The sequence below is a fragment of the Peribacillus alkalitolerans genome, assembly GCF_010882125.1.
Classification (GTDB): domain Bacteria; phylum Bacillota; class Bacilli; order Bacillales; family DSM-1321; genus Bacillus_BN; species Bacillus_BN alkalitolerans.
In genome coordinates, this window is record NZ_JAAGVZ010000031.1 from 12,036 (window position 1) to 29,931 (window position 17,896).

The following is a 17,896-nucleotide window of genomic DNA, read 5'->3' on the forward strand; positions in this document are numbered from 1 at the left end:
ATCATTTAGGAGGTTTTACCTTTGAAAAAGCGTAAATTTGGTTTAGCGCTGTCCTTGGTTCTTGCTGCAGGTACTATTCTTGGTGCATGTGGAAAAGGTGATGACAAACAAGGTACAGAAGAAAAAGAGAAAAATGATTTCTCAGCTGCAATGGTAACTGATATTGGTGGAGTTGATGACAAATCATTCAACCAATCTGCGTGGGAAGGTTTACAAAAATTTGGAGAAGATAACGGGCTTGAGAAAGGTAAAGGAATTGATTATCTTCAATCTAAAACTGACGCTGATTACACAACAAACTTAAATTCTCTAGTAAGAAATAAATTTGACCTTATTTATGGAATCGGTTACTTATTAGCTGAGCCGGTTGCTGAGGTTGCTGATCAACGTAAGGATACTAATTTCGCAATCGTTGATTCTGTGGTTGAAAAAGATAACGTAGCAAGCATCACGTTTAAAGAACATGAAGGCTCTTTCCTTGTTGGTGTTATCGCTGGTCTAACTACTAAAACGAACAAAGTAGGATTCATCGGTGGTATGGACGGAAGCCTTATCAACAAGTTTGAGGTTGGATTCGTAGCAGGTGTTAAATCTGTAAATCCAAAAGCTGAAGTTGAAATACAATATGCAGGAAGCTTCGGTGATCCTACTAAGGGTAAAGAAATAGCAAACTCAATGTATTCTAATAATGCAGACATTATTTACCATGCTTCTGGTGGAACTGGTGCTGGTGTATTCACTTCTGCTAAAGAATTGAAGAAAAAAGATCCAAACGCTAATATTTGGGTAATCGGTGTTGACCGTGACCAAGCTGAAGAAGGTAAAGTTCCTGGAACTGATGCTAATATCACTCTTACTTCAATGGTTAAGCGTGTAGATATCGCAGTAGCAGAGCTTGCTGAAAAGACTAAGAATGGTGAATTCCCTGGTGGAGAAGTAATTGAATTTGGTCTTGAAGAAAATGGTGTGTCTATTGCTCCTACTCAAGATAACGTTTCTCCTGATGCATTAAAAGCTGTTGAAGAGTGGACTGCAAAAATCAAAGGTGGAGAAATCAAAGTTCCTGCAACTCGTGATGAGTTAAAGGAAATGAAATTTTAATCCTTTAAAGTGATCAGAAGGAATAACCTACCTGCGGGTAGCTATTCCTTCTGTTCCGTTTAAGAGAAAAAGGGGATTTTTACAATCGCCGAAGAAAAACTAAATGAAAGATTATAAAATGCTATAAAGTATATCAAGATTCTTTATAATCTTTCCTTTGATTTTTCAAAGGTATTATTTTTACCGCTTTCAAACCGGAATTATTTGATAGGAAAAATGAAAGTCGATAAATAAAGGGAGTGGATTCTCGTGGAATATGTAATTGAGATGTTGAACATTCGCAAGGAATTTCCCGGCATCGTGGCTAACGATAATATTACCCTCCAAGTAAAAAAAGGCGAAATTCATGCTTTACTTGGTGAAAATGGTGCAGGGAAATCTACTTTAATGAATGTATTATTCGGACTTTATCAGCCTGAACAAGGTGAAATTCGAGTGCACGGTAATAAAGCCAATATTACCAATCCTAACATTGCGAATGAATTGGGGATTGGGATGGTGCATCAGCACTTTATGCTTGTGGACACCTTTACCGTTACTGAAAACATCATCTTAGGTAAAGAACCTTCAAAAACTGGGAAAATCAACATTAAAGAAGCAAGTCAAGAGGTACGTCGTTTGTCCGAGCAATATGGATTAAGCGTAGATCCTGATGCGAAAATTTCTGATATTTCTGTTGGTATGCAACAGCGTGTAGAAATATTAAAAACTCTATACCGTGGAGCAGAAATTTTAATTTTTGATGAACCAACTGCCGTTTTAACACCTCAAGAAATCAAAGAATTAATCAATATTATGAAAAAATTGATTTCTGAAGGGAAATCTATCATTTTGATCACTCACAAATTGAAAGAAATCATGGAAGTTTGTGACCGAGTGACAGTCATTCGAAAAGGAGTTGGAATTGGTACAGTAGATGTAAGCGATACCAATCCAACAGACCTTGCTAATCTTATGGTTGGACGTGAAGTAGTATTCAAAACTGAAAAAACTGCTTCAAATCCGAAGCAAAATGTCCTTGAAATCCAAAACTTGAGTGTCAATGATTCTCGTGGAGTCGAAGCAGTAAGAGGTTTAGATCTAACAATCAAGGCTGGCGAAATAGTCGGAATTGCCGGGGTTGATGGTAATGGCCAAAGTGAATTAATCGAGGCTATAACTGGTTTACGAAAAACTAATTCTGGAACGATTAAATTAAATAATAAGGAAATCCAAAACCAAACACCAAGAAAAGTAACTGAAAAAGGTGTTGGTCATATTCCTCAGGATAGACATAAACATGGTCTTGTACTTGATTTTCCAATAGGAGAAAACATGGTACTTCAGACTTACTATCAAAAGCCATTTTCTTCAAATGGGGTTTTAAGTTTTAAGAATATTTATGATAAGGCTAAAAAGCTTATTAGTGAGTATGATGTCCGTACGCCTAGCGAATTTACTCCTGCACGTGCCCTTTCGGGTGGGAATCAACAAAAAGCGATCATTGGCCGTGAAATAGACCGTGACCCGGATTTATTGATTGCAGCACAGCCTACACGTGGATTGGATGTAGGAGCTATCGAATTCATCCATAGACGCTTGATTGAACAACGTGATAATGGTAAAGCAGTTCTATTAATTTCGTTTGAACTTGATGAGATTATGAATGTCAGTGATAAAATTGCCGTTATTTATGAAGGAAAAATAGTGGCGATACGTGATCCTAAAGAGACATCAGAGCAAGAATTAGGACTATTAATGGCTGGTAGCAAGCAGGAAGCGGGGGTAACGAAAAATGTCTAAAAGGATGACAAATATTTTAGTGCCGCTAATTTCCGTATTCCTTGGATTGCTTGTTGGGGCAATTATTATGGTTGTTAGCGGATACAATCCAATTAATGGATATATGGCATTATTTAATGGGATTTTCGGAGAAGTATTTTCAATAGGAGAAACTATACGTCAACTAATCCCATATGTTTTAGCAGGTTTGGCTGTAGCATTTGCCTACAGAACTGGACTTTTCAATATTGGTGTTGAAGGGCAGCTAATTGTTGGATGGTTAGCAGCAGTTTGGGTAGGTATTTCTTTCGACCTTCCTAAAATTATTCATTTACCATTGGCGATTTTAGCGGCTGGAGTAGCAGGAGCTCTTTGGGCTGCTGTTCCTGGTATATTAAAAGCAAGATTTCGTGTACACGAAGTAATCGTTTCCATCATGATGAACTATATCGCATTACATGTAACGAACTATTTTATTTATAATATCATTACTGAAAATGCAGATAAAACACCAAAAGTTGCAGCTTCTGCAACATTACGTTCACCATTTCTAGAAGGCTTGACTGATTACTCCAGACTACACTGGGGAATTATTGTAGCCTTGATTGGTGCTTTAGTTATGTGGTTTATTTTAGAAAAAACTACTGTCGGATATGAATTACGATCTGTAGGCTTTAACCAACATGCATCACAATATGCAGGGATGAACGTTAACAAAAATATTGTGCTGTCCATGGTGATTTCTGGAGCTTTTGCAGGTCTTGCAGGTGCCATGGAAGGTTTAGGAACATTCGAATATGCTGCAATCAAAGGTGGATTTACTGGAACTGGATTCGACGGAATCGCAGTGGCACTATTAGGCGGTAACACTGCAATTGGAGTTATTTTAGCTGCAGCACTATTTGGTGGTCTTAAGGTTGGAGCATTGAACATGCCGTTTGAAGCTGGTGTTCCAAACGAATTGGTTGATATCGTTATTGCATTAATCATTTTCTTCGTAGCATCAAGTTACTTTATTAGATGGTTACTTGAACGTAAAAGCAGTAAGGGGGCGAAATAATTGGATTTCCTACACATTTTATCAATAATCGTACCGTCAATGATTGCCTTGGCAGCTCCCCTTATTTATACAGCTTTAGGTGGCGTTTTTTCCGAGAGATCCGGTGTTGTAAACATTGGGCTTGAAGGTTTAATGGTCGTCGGAGCCTTCGTGGCCATTGTATTTAACTTAACATTTGCTGATACACTCGGAGCGATAACCCCTTGGGTTTCAATCGTAGTTGCAATGATTGCAGCAATGATTTTTTCATTGATGCATGCTGTAGCTTCGATTACTTTCCGAGCGGACCAAGTAGTAAGTGGAGTTGCAATTAACTTCCTAGCAGTTGGGTTAAGCTTATTCTTGGTTAAGCTGATTTACGACAAAGGACAAACGGATGCCATACAAGAGTTATTTGAAAAAATTGATATTCCAGGATTAAGTCAAATACCAATTATAGGTAAAATTTTCTTCTCAAATGTATACTATGTATCTTATCTAGCAATTGTCTTAGCATTCGTTGTATGGTTTGTCATTTATAAAACACCATTTGGATTACGTATTCGTTCAGTAGGTGAACATCCAATGGCAGCTGATACAATGGGTGTCAACGTAACGAGAATTAGATACTTGGGTGTAATGATCTCTGGTGCCTTCGCAGGACTTGGTGGAGCAGTTCTTGCATCCACAGTAACATTAGATTTCAGCCATTCAACAATTAATGGTCAAGGGTTCATGGCCTTAGCGGCTATGATTTTCGGTAAATGGCATCCGCTTGGAGCCATGGGAGCTGCATTGTTCTTCGGATTAGCTCAAAGTTTAAGTATTGTCGGGGCAAGCTTACCATTCTTTAAAGACATCCCAGCCGTGTACTTGTTAATCCTACCGTATTTATTGACTATCATTGCATTGACTGGATTCATCGGTCGTGCCGATGCGCCTAAAGCGTTAGGTAGCCCTTATATTAAAGGAAAACGTTAATACACAAAAAAACCTCTGATATTTCAGAGGGTCAGATTGTCGACAAAAGGTATCGAGAGTACGCTCTCTCGATACCTTTTGACATTTTTGATATGTATGGAAGGCGAAAGGTTGATTTCCGCTCCAGCCGCTTGCTTTCTGGGGGGCGTTCGCCGAGCCTCCTCGTCGCTACCGCTCCTGCGGGGTCTCGCCTGTAACGCTAATCCCCCAGGAGTCAAGCGTCTTCCGCTCCAATCAACTAGTGTCCTTGAATAATCAACTTAAAAACCTGTTCATCTGGATTAATACTAGGACGTCCTCCTAAATTAAAATAGAGGTATTCGACTAAAGGATAGATGAAGGAAAATCAATCGCTGGATCGGGTTTTCGGACTAAGTGGTATTGCGGAACAAGTTGTTCAATAGCCAGCATTTCTAATTGTTCACGTTCATTGTTTTGATTTTTCGTCATCATCGCTTATCACCTCAAAATTATGTACAAACACCGTTGATTGGAGCGGAGGGCGACGACTCCTGCGGGAAAAGCGTGAGACTTGAGACCCCGCACGAGCGTAGCGAAGGAGAAGGCTCAAGCCACGCCCGCGGAAAGCGTTCGCCCTTAGCTGCAATCAACTTCTCTAGTTCTTAGTTAACTTCTTTCATTGTCTACAGTCTGACCCTCTGATATTTCAGAGGGTTTTTTATGTGTGATTTTCGTAAATACGGCAAAAAACAAATTTGTGGTCCATAAATATATTATGTAAACAAAAAGTCCTCGATTAAATATGAATATGTCGAGAAATCGATAATTATAGATTTTCGATTTTAATTTTGACTCCGTTACTCATTTTAGAATTCGATTTAGTTAAGGACTACATATCACAACAGAACTTGCATGTTTTTTCAGATTATCTGTATATTTTAAGTAGATGTTTAAATTTTTGGATATTTACAAAGAATATATGCTGTCAATACTGTGTTGTATTTTACATGAGGGAGGGTCCTAGATGACCAGTATTTCTGAAAAAGTCATTGATAAAACTGGCTTAAAGCTTCATATAGTCACAACTGATAAATACAAAACGAATACACTCGTTTGGAAAATGAAAGCTCCATTAGAAAAAGATACAGTTACATTGCGTGGTCTATTGCCACATGTACTTCAAAGCAATACAAAAAACTATCCTACAAATACCAAGTTACGAACCTATTTGGACGATTTGTATGGAGCAAGCCTTTATGTAGACTTAGCTAAAAAAGGTGAGTTTCACATCATGTCATTCACTATAGAAATTGCCAATGAAAAATTCCTTTCAGATCAGACCTCTTTATTGGAAAAAGCATTTCAAATCTTAACTGAAGTTCTTCTTCAACCGAATGTTACGAATAATGCATTTGATTCAACTACGGTAGATAAAGAAAAAAGAACTTTAAAGCAAAGAATTCAATCATTATATGATGATAAAATGAAATATTCATCAGTCCGTTTAATTGAAGAAATGTGCAAAGGTGAACCTTACGAATTAGAGGCAAATGGAATTAAGGATGATGTCGATAGCATTACTCCGCAATCGCTTTATCAATACTATGAACAAGCACTTAAAACCGATGAAATTGATTTATATATTATTGGGGATGTAAAAGAGCAAGAAGTTACAGCCTTAGCAGATCGATATATTAAGCTTTCTGAAAGGCCAGGAGGCGAGAAAGCACATCATGAGAGAAAACAAATTAAAGATGTAAAAGAAATTAAAGAAAACCAAGATGTGAAACAAGGTAAATTAAACATCGGTTACAGAACGAACATTTATTATGGAGATGATAAGTATTATCCTCTTCAAGTGTTTAACGGAATCTTTGGTGGATTTTCACATTCCAAATTGTTTATCAACGTAAGGGAAAAGGCCAGTCTTGCCTATTATGCTGCCTCGAGACTTGAAAGCCATAAAGGTCTTTTATTGGTGATGTCTGGTATTGATAACAATAATTATGATCAAGCAGTGTCTATTATCCATGAGCAAATGGATGCGATGAAAAAAGGTGATTTTTCTGAAGATGAACTTGCTCAAACAAAAGCGGTCATAAAAAATCAATTGCTAGAAACGATTGATGTAGCAAGAGGGCTTGTCGAAGTTTTATATCATAATGTGATAATTGGCAAGGACATTTCTCTTAAAGATTGGATGGAGAAAACGGATAAAGTCACCCACGAAGAAATTGTTGATGTTGCCCAATCCATAGAACTAGATACCATCTATTTTTTAACTGGAACGAAAGGGGAATAAATCATGGAGAAAATCCTTTTCGAACAATTGCAGGAAGAATTGTACTATGAAAAACTCTCTAATGGATTAAATGTTTATATCCTACCGAAAGCAGGATTTAATAAATCGTTTGCTACTTTTACTACGAAATATGGTTCTATAGATAACCACTTTAAGCCATTGGATAAAGAAGATTTTGTATTGGTTCCTGATGGGATTGCACATTTTCTAGAACATAAATTATTTGAAAAGGAAGACGGGGATGTGTTCCAGCAATTTTCAAAGCAGGGTGCATCAGCTAATGCATTTACTTCATTTACCCGAACAGCATATCTTTTTTCTAGCACCTCCGATTTTGAAAGAAATTTGGAAACGCTAATTGATTTCGTCCAAGATCCATATTTCTCTGACAAAACGGTTGAAAAAGAAAAAGGAATTATCGGCCAAGAAATCACTATGTACGATGATAACCCTGATTGGAGATTGTATTTCGGATTAATAGAAGGGATGTACCACAATCATCCTGTAAAATTGGACATAGCAGGAACGAAAGACTCAATTGCAAAAATTACTAAAGAAATGCTTTATGAGTGCTACGAAACTTTTTACCATCCTAGTAATATGCTGTTGTTTGTTGTTGGTCCAATCGATCCGGAAGCGACTATGAAATTTATCAAGGATAATCAGAATAAAAAGCAGTATAAGGATCAACCTGAAATTCAAAGGCGTTTCGCTGAAGAGCCACAAGGGGTTGCCAAGAACAAACAAGTGTTAAAAATGAACGTACAGTCTTCAAAATGTTTAGTTGGAATCAAAGCTCCATATGCCACCATTCAAGGGGAGGAAATGCTAAAATACGAACTAACAGTAAACATTCTATTGGATATACTGTTTGGTAAAAGTTCTACTAAATATGATGAATTGTACTCCAATGGTTTAATCGATCAAACATTTTCATTCGATTACACACAAGAAGCAGGTTTTGGATTTGCTATGATAGGTGGGGACACTGATCGTCCTGATGAATTGGCCGAGAGTATTTCCACATACCTATTAGAGCAAAAAACTGGTGTGACCATTGAACAGGATGTGTTAGAGCGGACTAAGAAAAAGAAGATTGGTTCTTTCCTTCGCGCACTGAATTCTCCTGAATATATCGCGAACCAATTTACTCGTTATGCTTTTAATGACATGAGAATGTTTGAAGTCGTACCAACACTAGAAAAGATAACCATTGATGATGTAAAAAGAGTAGCATCTGAGTTGATTGATGAAAATCGATTTTCCGTATGCCAAGTTATTCCAAATGTATAACATTCATTTAGAAACACTAAGCATAAATTGCTTAGTGTTTTTCTAGTTATATAAAATAATGTACAATGTTGGTATGTTAAGCAGAAGGGGCTTATAAAGTGAAACCATTTATTCTAGTTACAGGTGCAAGCGGTGGGATAGGGAGAGCCATTTCCACACTACTTGCGGCAAATGGGTATAACCTATATCTTCACTACAATACAAATCAATTGGCAATTGATCAGCTTTCAAAGGAGATTGAATATTTCGGAGGAGAGTATATACCAGTCAAAGCCGATTTATCTTCACAACAAGGTCCAGAGATTCTTGCTAAGCAGATTTTTTCGGTAAACGGAATTATTTTAAATAGTGGAAAGAGCCATTATGGTTTAATGGAAGAAGTTGAAGAACTTAAAATCATGGAAATGGTTCAACTCCATGTCACAAGTCCCTATACAATTGTGAAAAAATTGCTCCCAAAAATCAAAAGAGATCAAACGGGAAGCATTGTTGCAGTGACTTCCATTTGGGGGCAGACTGGTGCAGCATGTGAAGTATTGTATTCTATGGTGAAGGGTGGACAACATAGCTTCATTAAAGCGCTAGCCAAAGAGCTTGCATTGAGTGGAATCAGGGTAAATGCGGTTTCTCCTGGAGCAATACAAACAGATATGTTAAGTCAATTTTCTATGGAAGATTTAGAATCTCTGATGGATGAAATTCCCATGGGACGATTAGGTTTACCTAATGAAATCGCGGAGGCCATCCTTTTTTTACTATCTGAAAAATCCTCCTATATTACAGGGCAAATTTTATCGGTTAACGGAGGATGGTATACCTAATTATGCATATTCTTCTGAATGACAAGACAAACTACATGATGTAGTCACAAAAGAAAGGGTGAAAATCATGTCAGTTTTAGAAAACTGGGATCAATGGAAAAACTTTTTGGGTGACCGCCTTCATAACGCTGAATCACAAGGAGTAGCACATCAAACTGTTTCTGAGCTAGCTTATGAGATTGGCGATTATTTGGCTAAGCAAGTTCAGCCAAAGAATGAACAAGAAAAAGTTTTAGCTGATCTTTGGTCAGTTGCTTCTGAGGAAGAAAAACATAGCATTGCCAATATGATGGTTAAGCTTGTAAGTAATAACGGTTCTCGTTAACCCAAAAGCTGAGTGGAGAATTTACTCTCCACTCTTTTTTTGTAGGTTTTTCCTTTCAAGTTAAGGGAAAATCATTTATTATAATAGATGCAACTGTACAATTAGTCATCGCCTCAAAGGTGACGGGGGAGTATAAACATGGATCGTAAAGAATGGTATCTTGAATATGAAATTCAAAAAAATCGTCCTGGATTGTTAGGTGACGTTTCTTCCTTACTTGGAATGCTTTCAATAAATATTGTAACCATTAATGGTGTCGATGAAGGCAGACGTGGCCTTCTCCTTAAAGCTAAAGACTGTAGTAATATTGAGAGACTTGAATCAATTCTATCTACGTTGGATACGATAAAAGTAACTAAATTCCGGGAACCTAAACTTCGAGACCGTCTTGCTGTCCGTCATGGACGATATATTCAGCGAGATGCAGACGATAAAAAAACGTTCCGATTTGTTCGAGACGAATTAGGATTGCTTGTGGACTTTATGGCAGAGCTTTTCAAACAAGATACACATAAGTTAATAGGAATCCGCGGTATGCCACGTGTTGGAAAAACAGAATCAATCGTTGCTGCTAGTGTTTGTGCCAATAAGAGATGGTTATTTGTTTCTTCCACCCTTTTGAAACAAACCATTAGAAGTCAATTGATAGAGGACGAATATAATAACAACAACTTATTTATTTTGGATGGCATCGTTTCATCTCGTAGGGCAAATGAAAAGCATTGGCAATTGGTTAGGGAAATTATGAGGCTGAACGCAGTAAAAGTGATCGAACATCCGGATGTTTTTGTTCAAAATTCCGAATATACATTGGATGATTTTGACTATATCATTGAACTCAGAAACAACCCTGATGAAGAAATAACATATGAAGTGGTCGAACAGAACGATTTGATGAGCGGTTCTGATTTTGGATCCTTTGATTTTTAAAATATGGTAGGTGTTACAATTGACAGAATTAGGTAATCGACTAAGGGAAGAACGCGAGGCCAAAGGTTTGAGCTTAGACGATTTGCAAAGTATGACGAAAATACAAAAACGTTATTTAGTTGGAATTGAAGAAGGCAATTATGGGATGATGCCTGGGAAATTCTATGTGAGAGCTTTCATTAAGCAATACGCTGAAGCTATTGGCTTAGAGCCCGAGGAAATATTCGAGCAATATAAATCGGAAATCCCTTCTGTACATAATGATGAATTGCCAACCCAACTTTCAAGAGTAAAGACGAGAAATACCATTTCGCCAAGCACGTCGAAAGCCATGGATATACTACCCAAGGTACTAGTGGCCATTTTTCTTGTAGGTGCAGCAGTTCTAATATGGGTGCTTTACTCAAATTATGTAGAAAAAAACAATACTGAAAAGACTGAAGAGAATCAATCTGAAAGTATTAATTATGAGACAAATAAGAATTCTCCTCTGACTGACAAAGAAAAAGAAGAAGCAGAGGACAAAAAACGGGCCGAAGAAAACACTACTCCTGAAGAGGAAGAACAGGTTGTAGAGGAGCCTAAACAAGAGATTACCATGGTGTCTAGTAAAGGAAGAGATTCTGTTTTCCAATTGAAAAACACAAATGTTTTTAAAGTGAAATTAGTTTCAAAAGGATCTACTTGGGTCAATATTAAAAACGGGAAAGGCTTCTCGTTCTTCCAAGGGACTTTAAAAGCAAATGAAAGTAAAGAAGTTGACATGACAAATGAAGTGGCAGCTGAAATGGTTATTGGTAATTCGATTGATACTGAGATATTCATCAATAATCAAAAACTAGAATACGCTATTCCTCCTACGAAACAAGTAAGACAGGATATTACCGTACAGTTCACGAAGGCCGAGTAGTGCCTATAACCATTCGGTGTCGTTCGTTGTGGCGGGCGGCACTTCTTTTTGTAATCTGCTCTTTACTTTATTATTGTTGTTGGAGGTTTTTATTTTGAATTTACCAAATAAAATTACTGTCTCAAGAATTTTACTAATTCCACTCTTTCTATTTATTATGCTTTTTCCTTTTTCGTGGGGATCTGTAACGTTAGGTGATGTGATTATTCCCGTGAGTCACCTTGTAGGTGCAGCCATTTTCATCATTGCTTCTACAACGGATTGGATTGATGGCTATTATGCAAGGAAACTGAATCAAGTAACCAATCTGGGGAAATTCCTTGACCCATTAGCTGACAAATTATTGGTCTCAGCCGCTTTAATCGTATTGGTAGAACTTCAAATGGCTCCTTCTTGGATAGTCATCATCATTATTAGCCGTGAATTTGCCGTGACAGGTCTTAGGCTTATCTTGGCTGGTACTGGTGAGGTGGTAGCGGCAAACATGCTCGGGAAAATAAAGACTTGGGCACAAATCATTGCCATCTCAGCATTATTATTACATAATCTTCCGTTCGAATTGATTTCTTTCCCATTCGCCACAATCGCCCTTTGGATTGCGATGTTCTTTACCATCTGGTCTGGTTGGGATTATTTCATTAAAAACAAAGAAGTGTTTAAACAATCTAAGTAATGAATGGAGTGAATTGGCTTGAATGCTGAAATTATTGCAGTTGGTTCAGAATTACTTTTAGGACAAATCGTTAATACAAATGCAAGATTTTTATCTCAGCAGCTGGCCGAAATAGGGATTAATGTATATTATCACACCGTTGTTGGGGACAATCCGACTCGTCTTGAAAAAGCTTTAGAGGTTGCTGAAGATAGGTCCAATTTAATTATCTTTACGGGTGGGCTAGGGCCTACCAAGGATGATTTAACAAAGGAAACCATTGCGCGACATTTAACCAGGAAACTTGTCATGGATGAAGACGCTCTAGTATCCATTAAACAGTATTTTGAGAAAACTGGAAGAGAAATGACGGAAAACAACAAAAAACAAGCATTGGTATTAGAGGGTTCGGAAGTTCTTCCTAACGATAACGGAATGGCTCCTGGCATGCTTTTAACTCGTTCAGGAATTTCTTATATGTTATTACCAGGTCCTCCGAAAGAAATGGAGCCAATGTTCGTTACTTATGGGGTACCCGCTCTGTATAAAAAAACAAACAGCAAGGAACGAATCTATTCCAAGGTGCTTCGTTTCTTTGGGATTGGAGAAGCAGCCCTTGAAACTAAAGTAGTCGATCTATTGGATTACCAAAATCCTACCGTTGCCCCTCTAGCTTCAGATGGAGAAGTAACCTTGCGTATTACTGCAAAACATTCTAATCATGAAGAAGCCATGCAATTGATTGAAGGGGTAGAACAGGAAATATTAAGTCGAGTTGGCGAATTCCATTATGGATATGGGACCAGTTCATTAATAAATGAGGTCTTTCGTTCATTGTCATCTTTTGAGCTTACCATAGCGTGTGCGGAAAGCTTGACAGGTGGCATGTTCCAGGAAGAAATAACTACCTTTCCAGGATCAAGTTCTATTTTCATGGGTGGAATAGTTTCCTATTCAAATGAAGCAAAAATAAACCTTCTGGATGTTAAGGAAAATACCATAGCCGACTTCGGAGTAATAAGTGAACAATGCGCTCAGGAAATGGCTGAAAATGTTCGGCTAAAACTAGGAGCAAATATTGGTATCAGTTTTACTGGTGTAGCTGGCCCCGATGAAGTGGAAGGAAAGCCAGTTGGCACTGTTTGGATAGGGTTGGCAAGGGAAGGAAAGCCTACTGTTGCATATCCACTTAATCTTGCAGGTAATAGAAATTCTATTAGAATACGTACAGTTAAGCATGGCTGTCAAATTCTATTAAATAGTTTACAAGAGTAGGCCAGAATAAACTGGTCTACTCTTTTTTAAAATTAGATTTGTTAAAGCAAACGGTTAATAAACAGGTTGATTGGAGCGGAAGGTGCGAGACTCCTGCGGGGGCAGCGGGACAGGTGAGACCCCACAGGCGTAAAGCGCCGAGGATGCTCACAGCCCTCCCCGCGGAAAGCAAGTGCCTGGAGCTGCAATCAACGGACAAACTATATAGACAACAATCTAAGAGAAAGTGCATTTTTAATAGATTTTTAGTAAACAAATCTGCAATGCTATAACTGAAAAAAATTTTTTAAGGTGAAAATTGCATTATCAATATAGCTATTGCAATTAAAATCCGATTTTCACCTAGAAAGAAATTTGATTTTCCAAACATTTACTCTACTAAAAAAATCGAATGAATGTTCGTTTTTTTACTTGGCAAACGAAAGAAAAGAGTTTATAGTAGATATAGGAATTGAGATGAGACAAACTCAAAAACCTATTAAAATACTTATGGATTTCTGATCGGTACATACCGGTTATATATATAAAGGAGGAACTCTAGTGAGCGATCGTCAAGCGGCACTTGAAATGGCGTTAAAGCAAATAGAAAAGCAATTCGGTAAAGGTTCCATCATGAAGCTTGGAGAACAGACAGATAGAAAGATTTCAACTTATTCCAGTGGTTCCTTAGCATTGGACGTTGCGTTAGGTGTAGGTGGATATCCAAGAGGAAGAATCATTGAAGTTTACGGTCCAGAGAGTTCTGGTAAAACTACGGTTGCATTACATGCCATTGCTGAAGTACAAGAGCGTGGTGGACAAGCAGCATTCATCGATGCCGAGCATGCATTAGATCCTGACTATGCTCAAAAGCTTGGTGTCAACATTGATGAATTGTTATTATCTCAACCTGATACGGGTGAGCAAGCATTAGAAATTGCTGAGGCACTTGTAAGAAGTGGCGCAGTTGACATTATTGTCATCGACTCTGTTGCGGCACTAGTACCTAAAGCGGAGATTGAAGGGGAAATGGGAGATTCTCACGTGGGTCTGCAAGCCCGTTTAATGTCGCAAGCTCTTCGTAAACTTTCAGGGGCAATTAATAAATCTAAAACAATTGCAATCTTCATTAATCAGATTCGTGAAAAAGTTGGGGTCATGTTTGGAAACCCTGAGACAACTCCAGGTGGACGTGCATTGAAATTCTATTCTTCCGTACGTTTGGAAGTCCGTCGTGCAGAGCAACTGAAACAAGGAAATGAAGTTGTCGGTAACAAAACTAAAATTAAAGTCGTGAAGAACAAGGTTGCTCCACCATTCCGTGCAGCAGAAGTGGACATTATGTACGGTGAAGGAATTTCCCGTGAAGGAGAAATTATCGACATGGGTTCAGATTTGGATATCATCCAAAAGAGTGGTTCATGGTATTCATATAATGATGAGCGACTGGGCCAAGGTAGGGAAAATGCAAAGCTATTCTTAAAAGAGAACCCTTCACTTCGTCTTGAAGTCATGAAAAAGATTCGCGATCATTATAATTTAGATGGTGAACACATTGCTCCAGAGGATGAAAACGAACAAGATGAGTTTCAATTGATCGATTAATTTACACAGATGAGACTTGGCTAGTGAATGCCAAGTCTCATTTTGTATAGATTATTGCATATATTGCAATAATTCTTATGTTTTGGCGAACCGTGAAGGGACAAACCCTTGACAATAAAATTTCACGGAATTACAATTAATATGTATATTTTACATTTTTTCTTTTTTGAATTAAAAATTGTGAAAATCCAAAGTGCTTGTTAATTGTATGAATGTAGCAATTTACATGCCAACTGACAAACATTAGTTACAAGTTCATAGCAAGGGGAGGTGAAAGTATGGAAATTACAGATATCATCTCCATTTTGCTTGGCCTATTCGTCGGTGCAGCTGTTGGTTATTTTGTTCGAAAGAGCATTTCTGAGAATAAAATAGCTGGGGCGAAAAGTGAAGCGGAGCGTATCATTGATGATGCCAAACGTGAAGCGGAAGCCTTGAAAAAGGAAGCCCTATTGGAAGCAAAAGATGAAATTCATAAGCTTCGTTCCGATGCAGAACGTGATATTAAGGAACGTAGAAATGAATTAACAAAACAAGAAAATCGATTATTGCAAAAAGAAGAGAACCTAGATCGAAAAGATGATTCGCTTGATAAGCGAGAAAATCAGCTAGAGAAAAAGGAAGACTCTCTAAACCAAAGACAACAGCATATTGAAGAGATGGAAAGCAAAGTGGACGAGATGATTCGTTTGCAGCAAACTGAGCTTGAACGCATTTCGAGTTTAACTCGAGATGAAGCGAAAGCCATCATCCTAGATCGAGTAGAAAAGGAACTTACACATGATATTGCTATCATGATTAAGGAAACTGAAAATCGAGCTAAGGAAGAAGCAGATAAAAAGGCGAAAGAAGTCCTTTCACTTGCTATCCAGCGTTGTGCAGCTGATCATGTTGCAGAAACTACGGTATCTGTCGTGAATCTTCCAAATGATGAAATGAAAGGCCGTATCATTGGCCGTGAGGGACGTAACATTCGTACTCTTGAAACGCTTACAGGTATTGATTTAATTATTGATGATACTCCTGAAGCAGTCATATTATCAGGGTTTGATCCTATTAGACGTGAAACAGCCCGCTTAGCGCTTGAAAAGCTAGTGCAAGATGGCCGTATCCATCCTGCCCGTATTGAGGAAATGGTGGATAAGGCACGTAGGGAAGTCGACGAACATATACGTGAAATCGGTGAACAAACAACTTTCGAGGTTGGAGTTCATGGACTACATCCGGACTTAATCAAGATTCTTGGTCGTTTGAAATTCAGAACAAGCTACGGTCAAAATGTGCTTAAGCACTCCATGGAAGTAGCTCAACTATCTGGATTACTGGCTGCTGAGCTTGGTGAAGATGAAACACTTGCACGTCGTGCTGGTCTATTACATGACATTGGAAAAGCAATTGACCATGAAGTAGAAGGTAGCCACGTAGAAATTGGTGTAGAATTGGCTACAAAGTACAAAGAGCATCCTGTTGTCATTAACAGTATCGCATCCCACCATGGGGACTTTGAACCAACTTCAGTCATCGCTGTCCTTGTTGCTGCTGCCGATGCACTATCTGCTGCGAGACCAGGTGCTAGAAGTGAAACACTTGAAAACTATATCCGACGACTTGAAAAGCTGGAGGAGATTTCCGAATCCTACGATGGAGTTGAAAAATCCTTCGCAATCCAAGCTGGAAGAGAAGTTCGCATCATGGTTAGACCTGAACAGATTGATGACTTAGAAGCACATCGCTTAGCTCGTGATATTCGTAAACGAATTGAAGAAGAACTCGATTATCCTGGACATATTAAGGTAACGGTTATTCGAGAAACGCGTGCAGTTGAATATGCAAAATAAAGATCTTTTAGATCTTACTTCAAAGGAGCGGTGAGAATACCGCTCCTTTTTGTATGTCTACTTAACAATTTTCTCAGTGAGTACACTACCCTTAGAAGCAAAGTGACTTTTATATGGATAGTCATTTGTACAACATTCCTGAAAAAAGGTACAATGGTTTGGAAGAAATGGTTAACAAGAAAGGACTTTTAGAATGAAGTTATTATTTATTGGGGACGTCGTAGGCTCTCCTGGTAGAGATATGGTAAAAGAGTATTTACCTAAGTTAAAAGAAAAATATAAACCACATACGATTGTAATAAATGGTGAAAATTCGGCAGCAGGAAGAGGAATTACTGAAAAAATCTACCGACAATTCCTCGAGTGGGGGGCTAATGCAGTCACTTTAGGTAATCATGCTTGGGACCATAAGGATATTTTTGATTTTATTGATAATGAAAAGTATCTCGTGAGACCTGCAAATTTCCCAGAAGGAGCACCCGGCGAAGGTTTGAAATTTGTAAAGTGGAATTCAATTGAAGTAGCGATCATGAACCTACAAGGCAGAACATTCATGCCACCACTCGATTGTCCATTTAAAAAGGCAGATGAATTGATTGAAATCGCCAAGCGTCGAACTAATGTCATTTTCGTAGATTTTCATGCGGAAGCAACGAGTGAAAAACAAGCGCTTGGTTGGTATTTGGATGGTCGAGTTTCTGCTGTGGTAGGGACGCATACACATGTCCAAACGGCTGATAATCGTATCCTCCCAAGCGGTACGGCATATATTTCGGATGTAGGAATGACCGGTCCTTATGATGCAATATTAGGCATGGGTAAGGAACCAATTATCAAAAAATTCCTCTCATCTTTACCTGCACGATTTGAGGTTCCTAAGGAAGGAAGAACGGTCCTTAGTGGAGTCATCCTCGAAATTGACGAGAAAACAGGTAATACAAAAAAAATCGAACGAATTCTTATCAATGAGGACCAACCGTTAGTCTTCTAAAATCCAGCTGTCACCATCTACGTGGTGACAGCTTTTTTGGTGTGCCAGGCATGTTCATCAACTAGGCGGTGAAAGTCCGCTATGGGCGTTGGGATATGCGAACCATTAGCCAAAAGCAAGGGTGTCCATAGC

15 protein-coding genes and 1 pseudogene are annotated in these 17,896 nt (G+C 38.3%); 15 read left to right on the top strand and 1 reads right to left on the bottom strand.

What is annotated here, in order from left to right; genetic code table 11:
* Positions 1 to 21: 21 nt before the first annotated feature.
* From G3O09_RS20535 to G3O09_RS20550, 4 genes are all read left to right on the top strand, one after another.
* Complete coding sequence (locus tag G3O09_RS20535) at positions 22 to 1,101, top strand: BMP family lipoprotein (RefSeq protein WP_163103299.1); 1,080 nt, start codon at positions 22 to 24, stop codon at positions 1,099 to 1,101.
* A 249-nt stretch (positions 1,102 to 1,350) separates the two neighbouring features.
* Positions 1,351 to 2,883: an ABC transporter ATP-binding protein gene (locus tag G3O09_RS20540; RefSeq protein ID WP_163103300.1), complete on the top strand. Its 1,533-nt coding sequence runs from the start codon at positions 1,351 to 1,353 to the stop codon at positions 2,881 to 2,883.
* The gene (locus G3O09_RS20545; RefSeq protein ID WP_163103301.1) at positions 2,876 to 3,922 is read left to right on the top strand and encodes an ABC transporter permease; all 1,047 of its coding nucleotides are present in this window, start codon (positions 2,876 to 2,878) and stop codon (positions 3,920 to 3,922) included. The genes G3O09_RS20540 and G3O09_RS20545 overlap by 8 nt, the downstream gene beginning before the upstream one ends.
* 39 nt (positions 3,923 to 3,961) lie before the next feature.
* Positions 3,962 to 4,882, top strand: coding sequence for an ABC transporter permease (locus tag G3O09_RS20550; RefSeq protein ID WP_420850365.1), 921 nt, complete (start codon positions 3,962 to 3,964; stop codon positions 4,880 to 4,882).
* 277 nt (positions 4,883 to 5,159) lie between these two features.
* Here the strand turns inward: G3O09_RS20550 and G3O09_RS20555 are convergent.
* Positions 5,160 to 5,335 (bottom strand): annotated as a pseudogene (locus G3O09_RS20555) (IS5/IS1182 family transposase); the annotation flags it as partial.
* 532 nt (positions 5,336 to 5,867) lie between these two features.
* Between G3O09_RS20555 and yfmF the strand changes: the two are divergent.
* The 11 genes from yfmF (at position 5,868) to G3O09_RS20610 (ending at position 17,764) form a co-directional block, all read left to right on the top strand.
* Positions 5,868 to 7,145 carry an EF-P 5-aminopentanol modification-associated protein YfmF gene (yfmF, locus tag G3O09_RS20560; RefSeq protein ID WP_163103303.1) on the top strand — a complete coding sequence of 426 codons (1,278 nt, stop codon included), beginning with the start codon at positions 5,868 to 5,870 and terminating at the stop codon, positions 7,143 to 7,145.
* Positions 7,146 to 7,148: 3 nt separating this feature from the next.
* Positions 7,149 to 8,438 (top strand): EF-P 5-aminopentanol modification-associated protein YfmH, encoded by a 1,290-nt coding sequence (gene yfmH / locus G3O09_RS20565; RefSeq protein ID WP_163103304.1) that lies wholly within the window; start codon positions 7,149 to 7,151, stop codon positions 8,436 to 8,438.
* Between the two features lie 98 nt (positions 8,439 to 8,536).
* Positions 8,537 to 9,259, top strand: coding sequence for an elongation factor P 5-aminopentanone reductase (gene ymfI, locus G3O09_RS20570; protein WP_163103305.1), 723 nt, complete (start codon positions 8,537 to 8,539; stop codon positions 9,257 to 9,259).
* A 67-nt stretch (positions 9,260 to 9,326) separates the two neighbouring features.
* Positions 9,327 to 9,584 (top strand): DUF3243 domain-containing protein, encoded by a 258-nt coding sequence (locus G3O09_RS20575; RefSeq protein WP_163103306.1) that lies wholly within the window; start codon positions 9,327 to 9,329, stop codon positions 9,582 to 9,584.
* Positions 9,585 to 9,722: 138 nt separating this feature from the next.
* Positions 9,723 to 10,514, top strand: coding sequence for a DUF3388 domain-containing protein (locus G3O09_RS20580; protein ID WP_163103307.1), 792 nt, complete (start codon positions 9,723 to 9,725; stop codon positions 10,512 to 10,514).
* Positions 10,515 to 10,524: 10 nt separating this feature from the next.
* Entirely contained in the window at positions 10,525 to 11,424 is a 900-nt protein-coding gene (locus G3O09_RS20585) for a helix-turn-helix domain-containing protein (protein WP_338048428.1), read from the top strand.
* A gap of 91 nt (positions 11,425 to 11,515) precedes the next feature.
* The gene (gene pgsA / locus G3O09_RS20590; RefSeq protein ID WP_163103313.1) at positions 11,516 to 12,097 is read left to right on the top strand and encodes a CDP-diacylglycerol--glycerol-3-phosphate 3-phosphatidyltransferase; all 582 of its coding nucleotides are present in this window, start codon (positions 11,516 to 11,518) and stop codon (positions 12,095 to 12,097) included.
* An 18-nt stretch (positions 12,098 to 12,115) separates the two neighbouring features.
* On the top strand, positions 12,116 to 13,351 hold the full coding sequence (locus G3O09_RS20595; protein WP_163103309.1) for a competence/damage-inducible protein A: 1,236 nt from the start codon (positions 12,116 to 12,118) through the stop codon (positions 13,349 to 13,351).
* A 540-nt stretch (positions 13,352 to 13,891) separates the two neighbouring features.
* Positions 13,892 to 14,935, top strand: a complete 1,044-nt coding sequence (gene recA, locus G3O09_RS20600; RefSeq protein ID WP_163103310.1) for a recombinase RecA — start codon at positions 13,892 to 13,894, stop codon at positions 14,933 to 14,935.
* A gap of 278 nt (positions 14,936 to 15,213) precedes the next feature.
* On the top strand, positions 15,214 to 16,773 hold the full coding sequence (rny, locus tag G3O09_RS20605; protein WP_163103311.1) for a ribonuclease Y: 1,560 nt from the start codon (positions 15,214 to 15,216) through the stop codon (positions 16,771 to 16,773).
* Between the two features lie 193 nt (positions 16,774 to 16,966).
* Complete coding sequence (locus tag G3O09_RS20610) at positions 16,967 to 17,764, top strand: TIGR00282 family metallophosphoesterase (protein ID WP_163103312.1); 798 nt, start codon at positions 16,967 to 16,969, stop codon at positions 17,762 to 17,764.
* Positions 17,765 to 17,896: the final 132 nt, after the last annotated feature.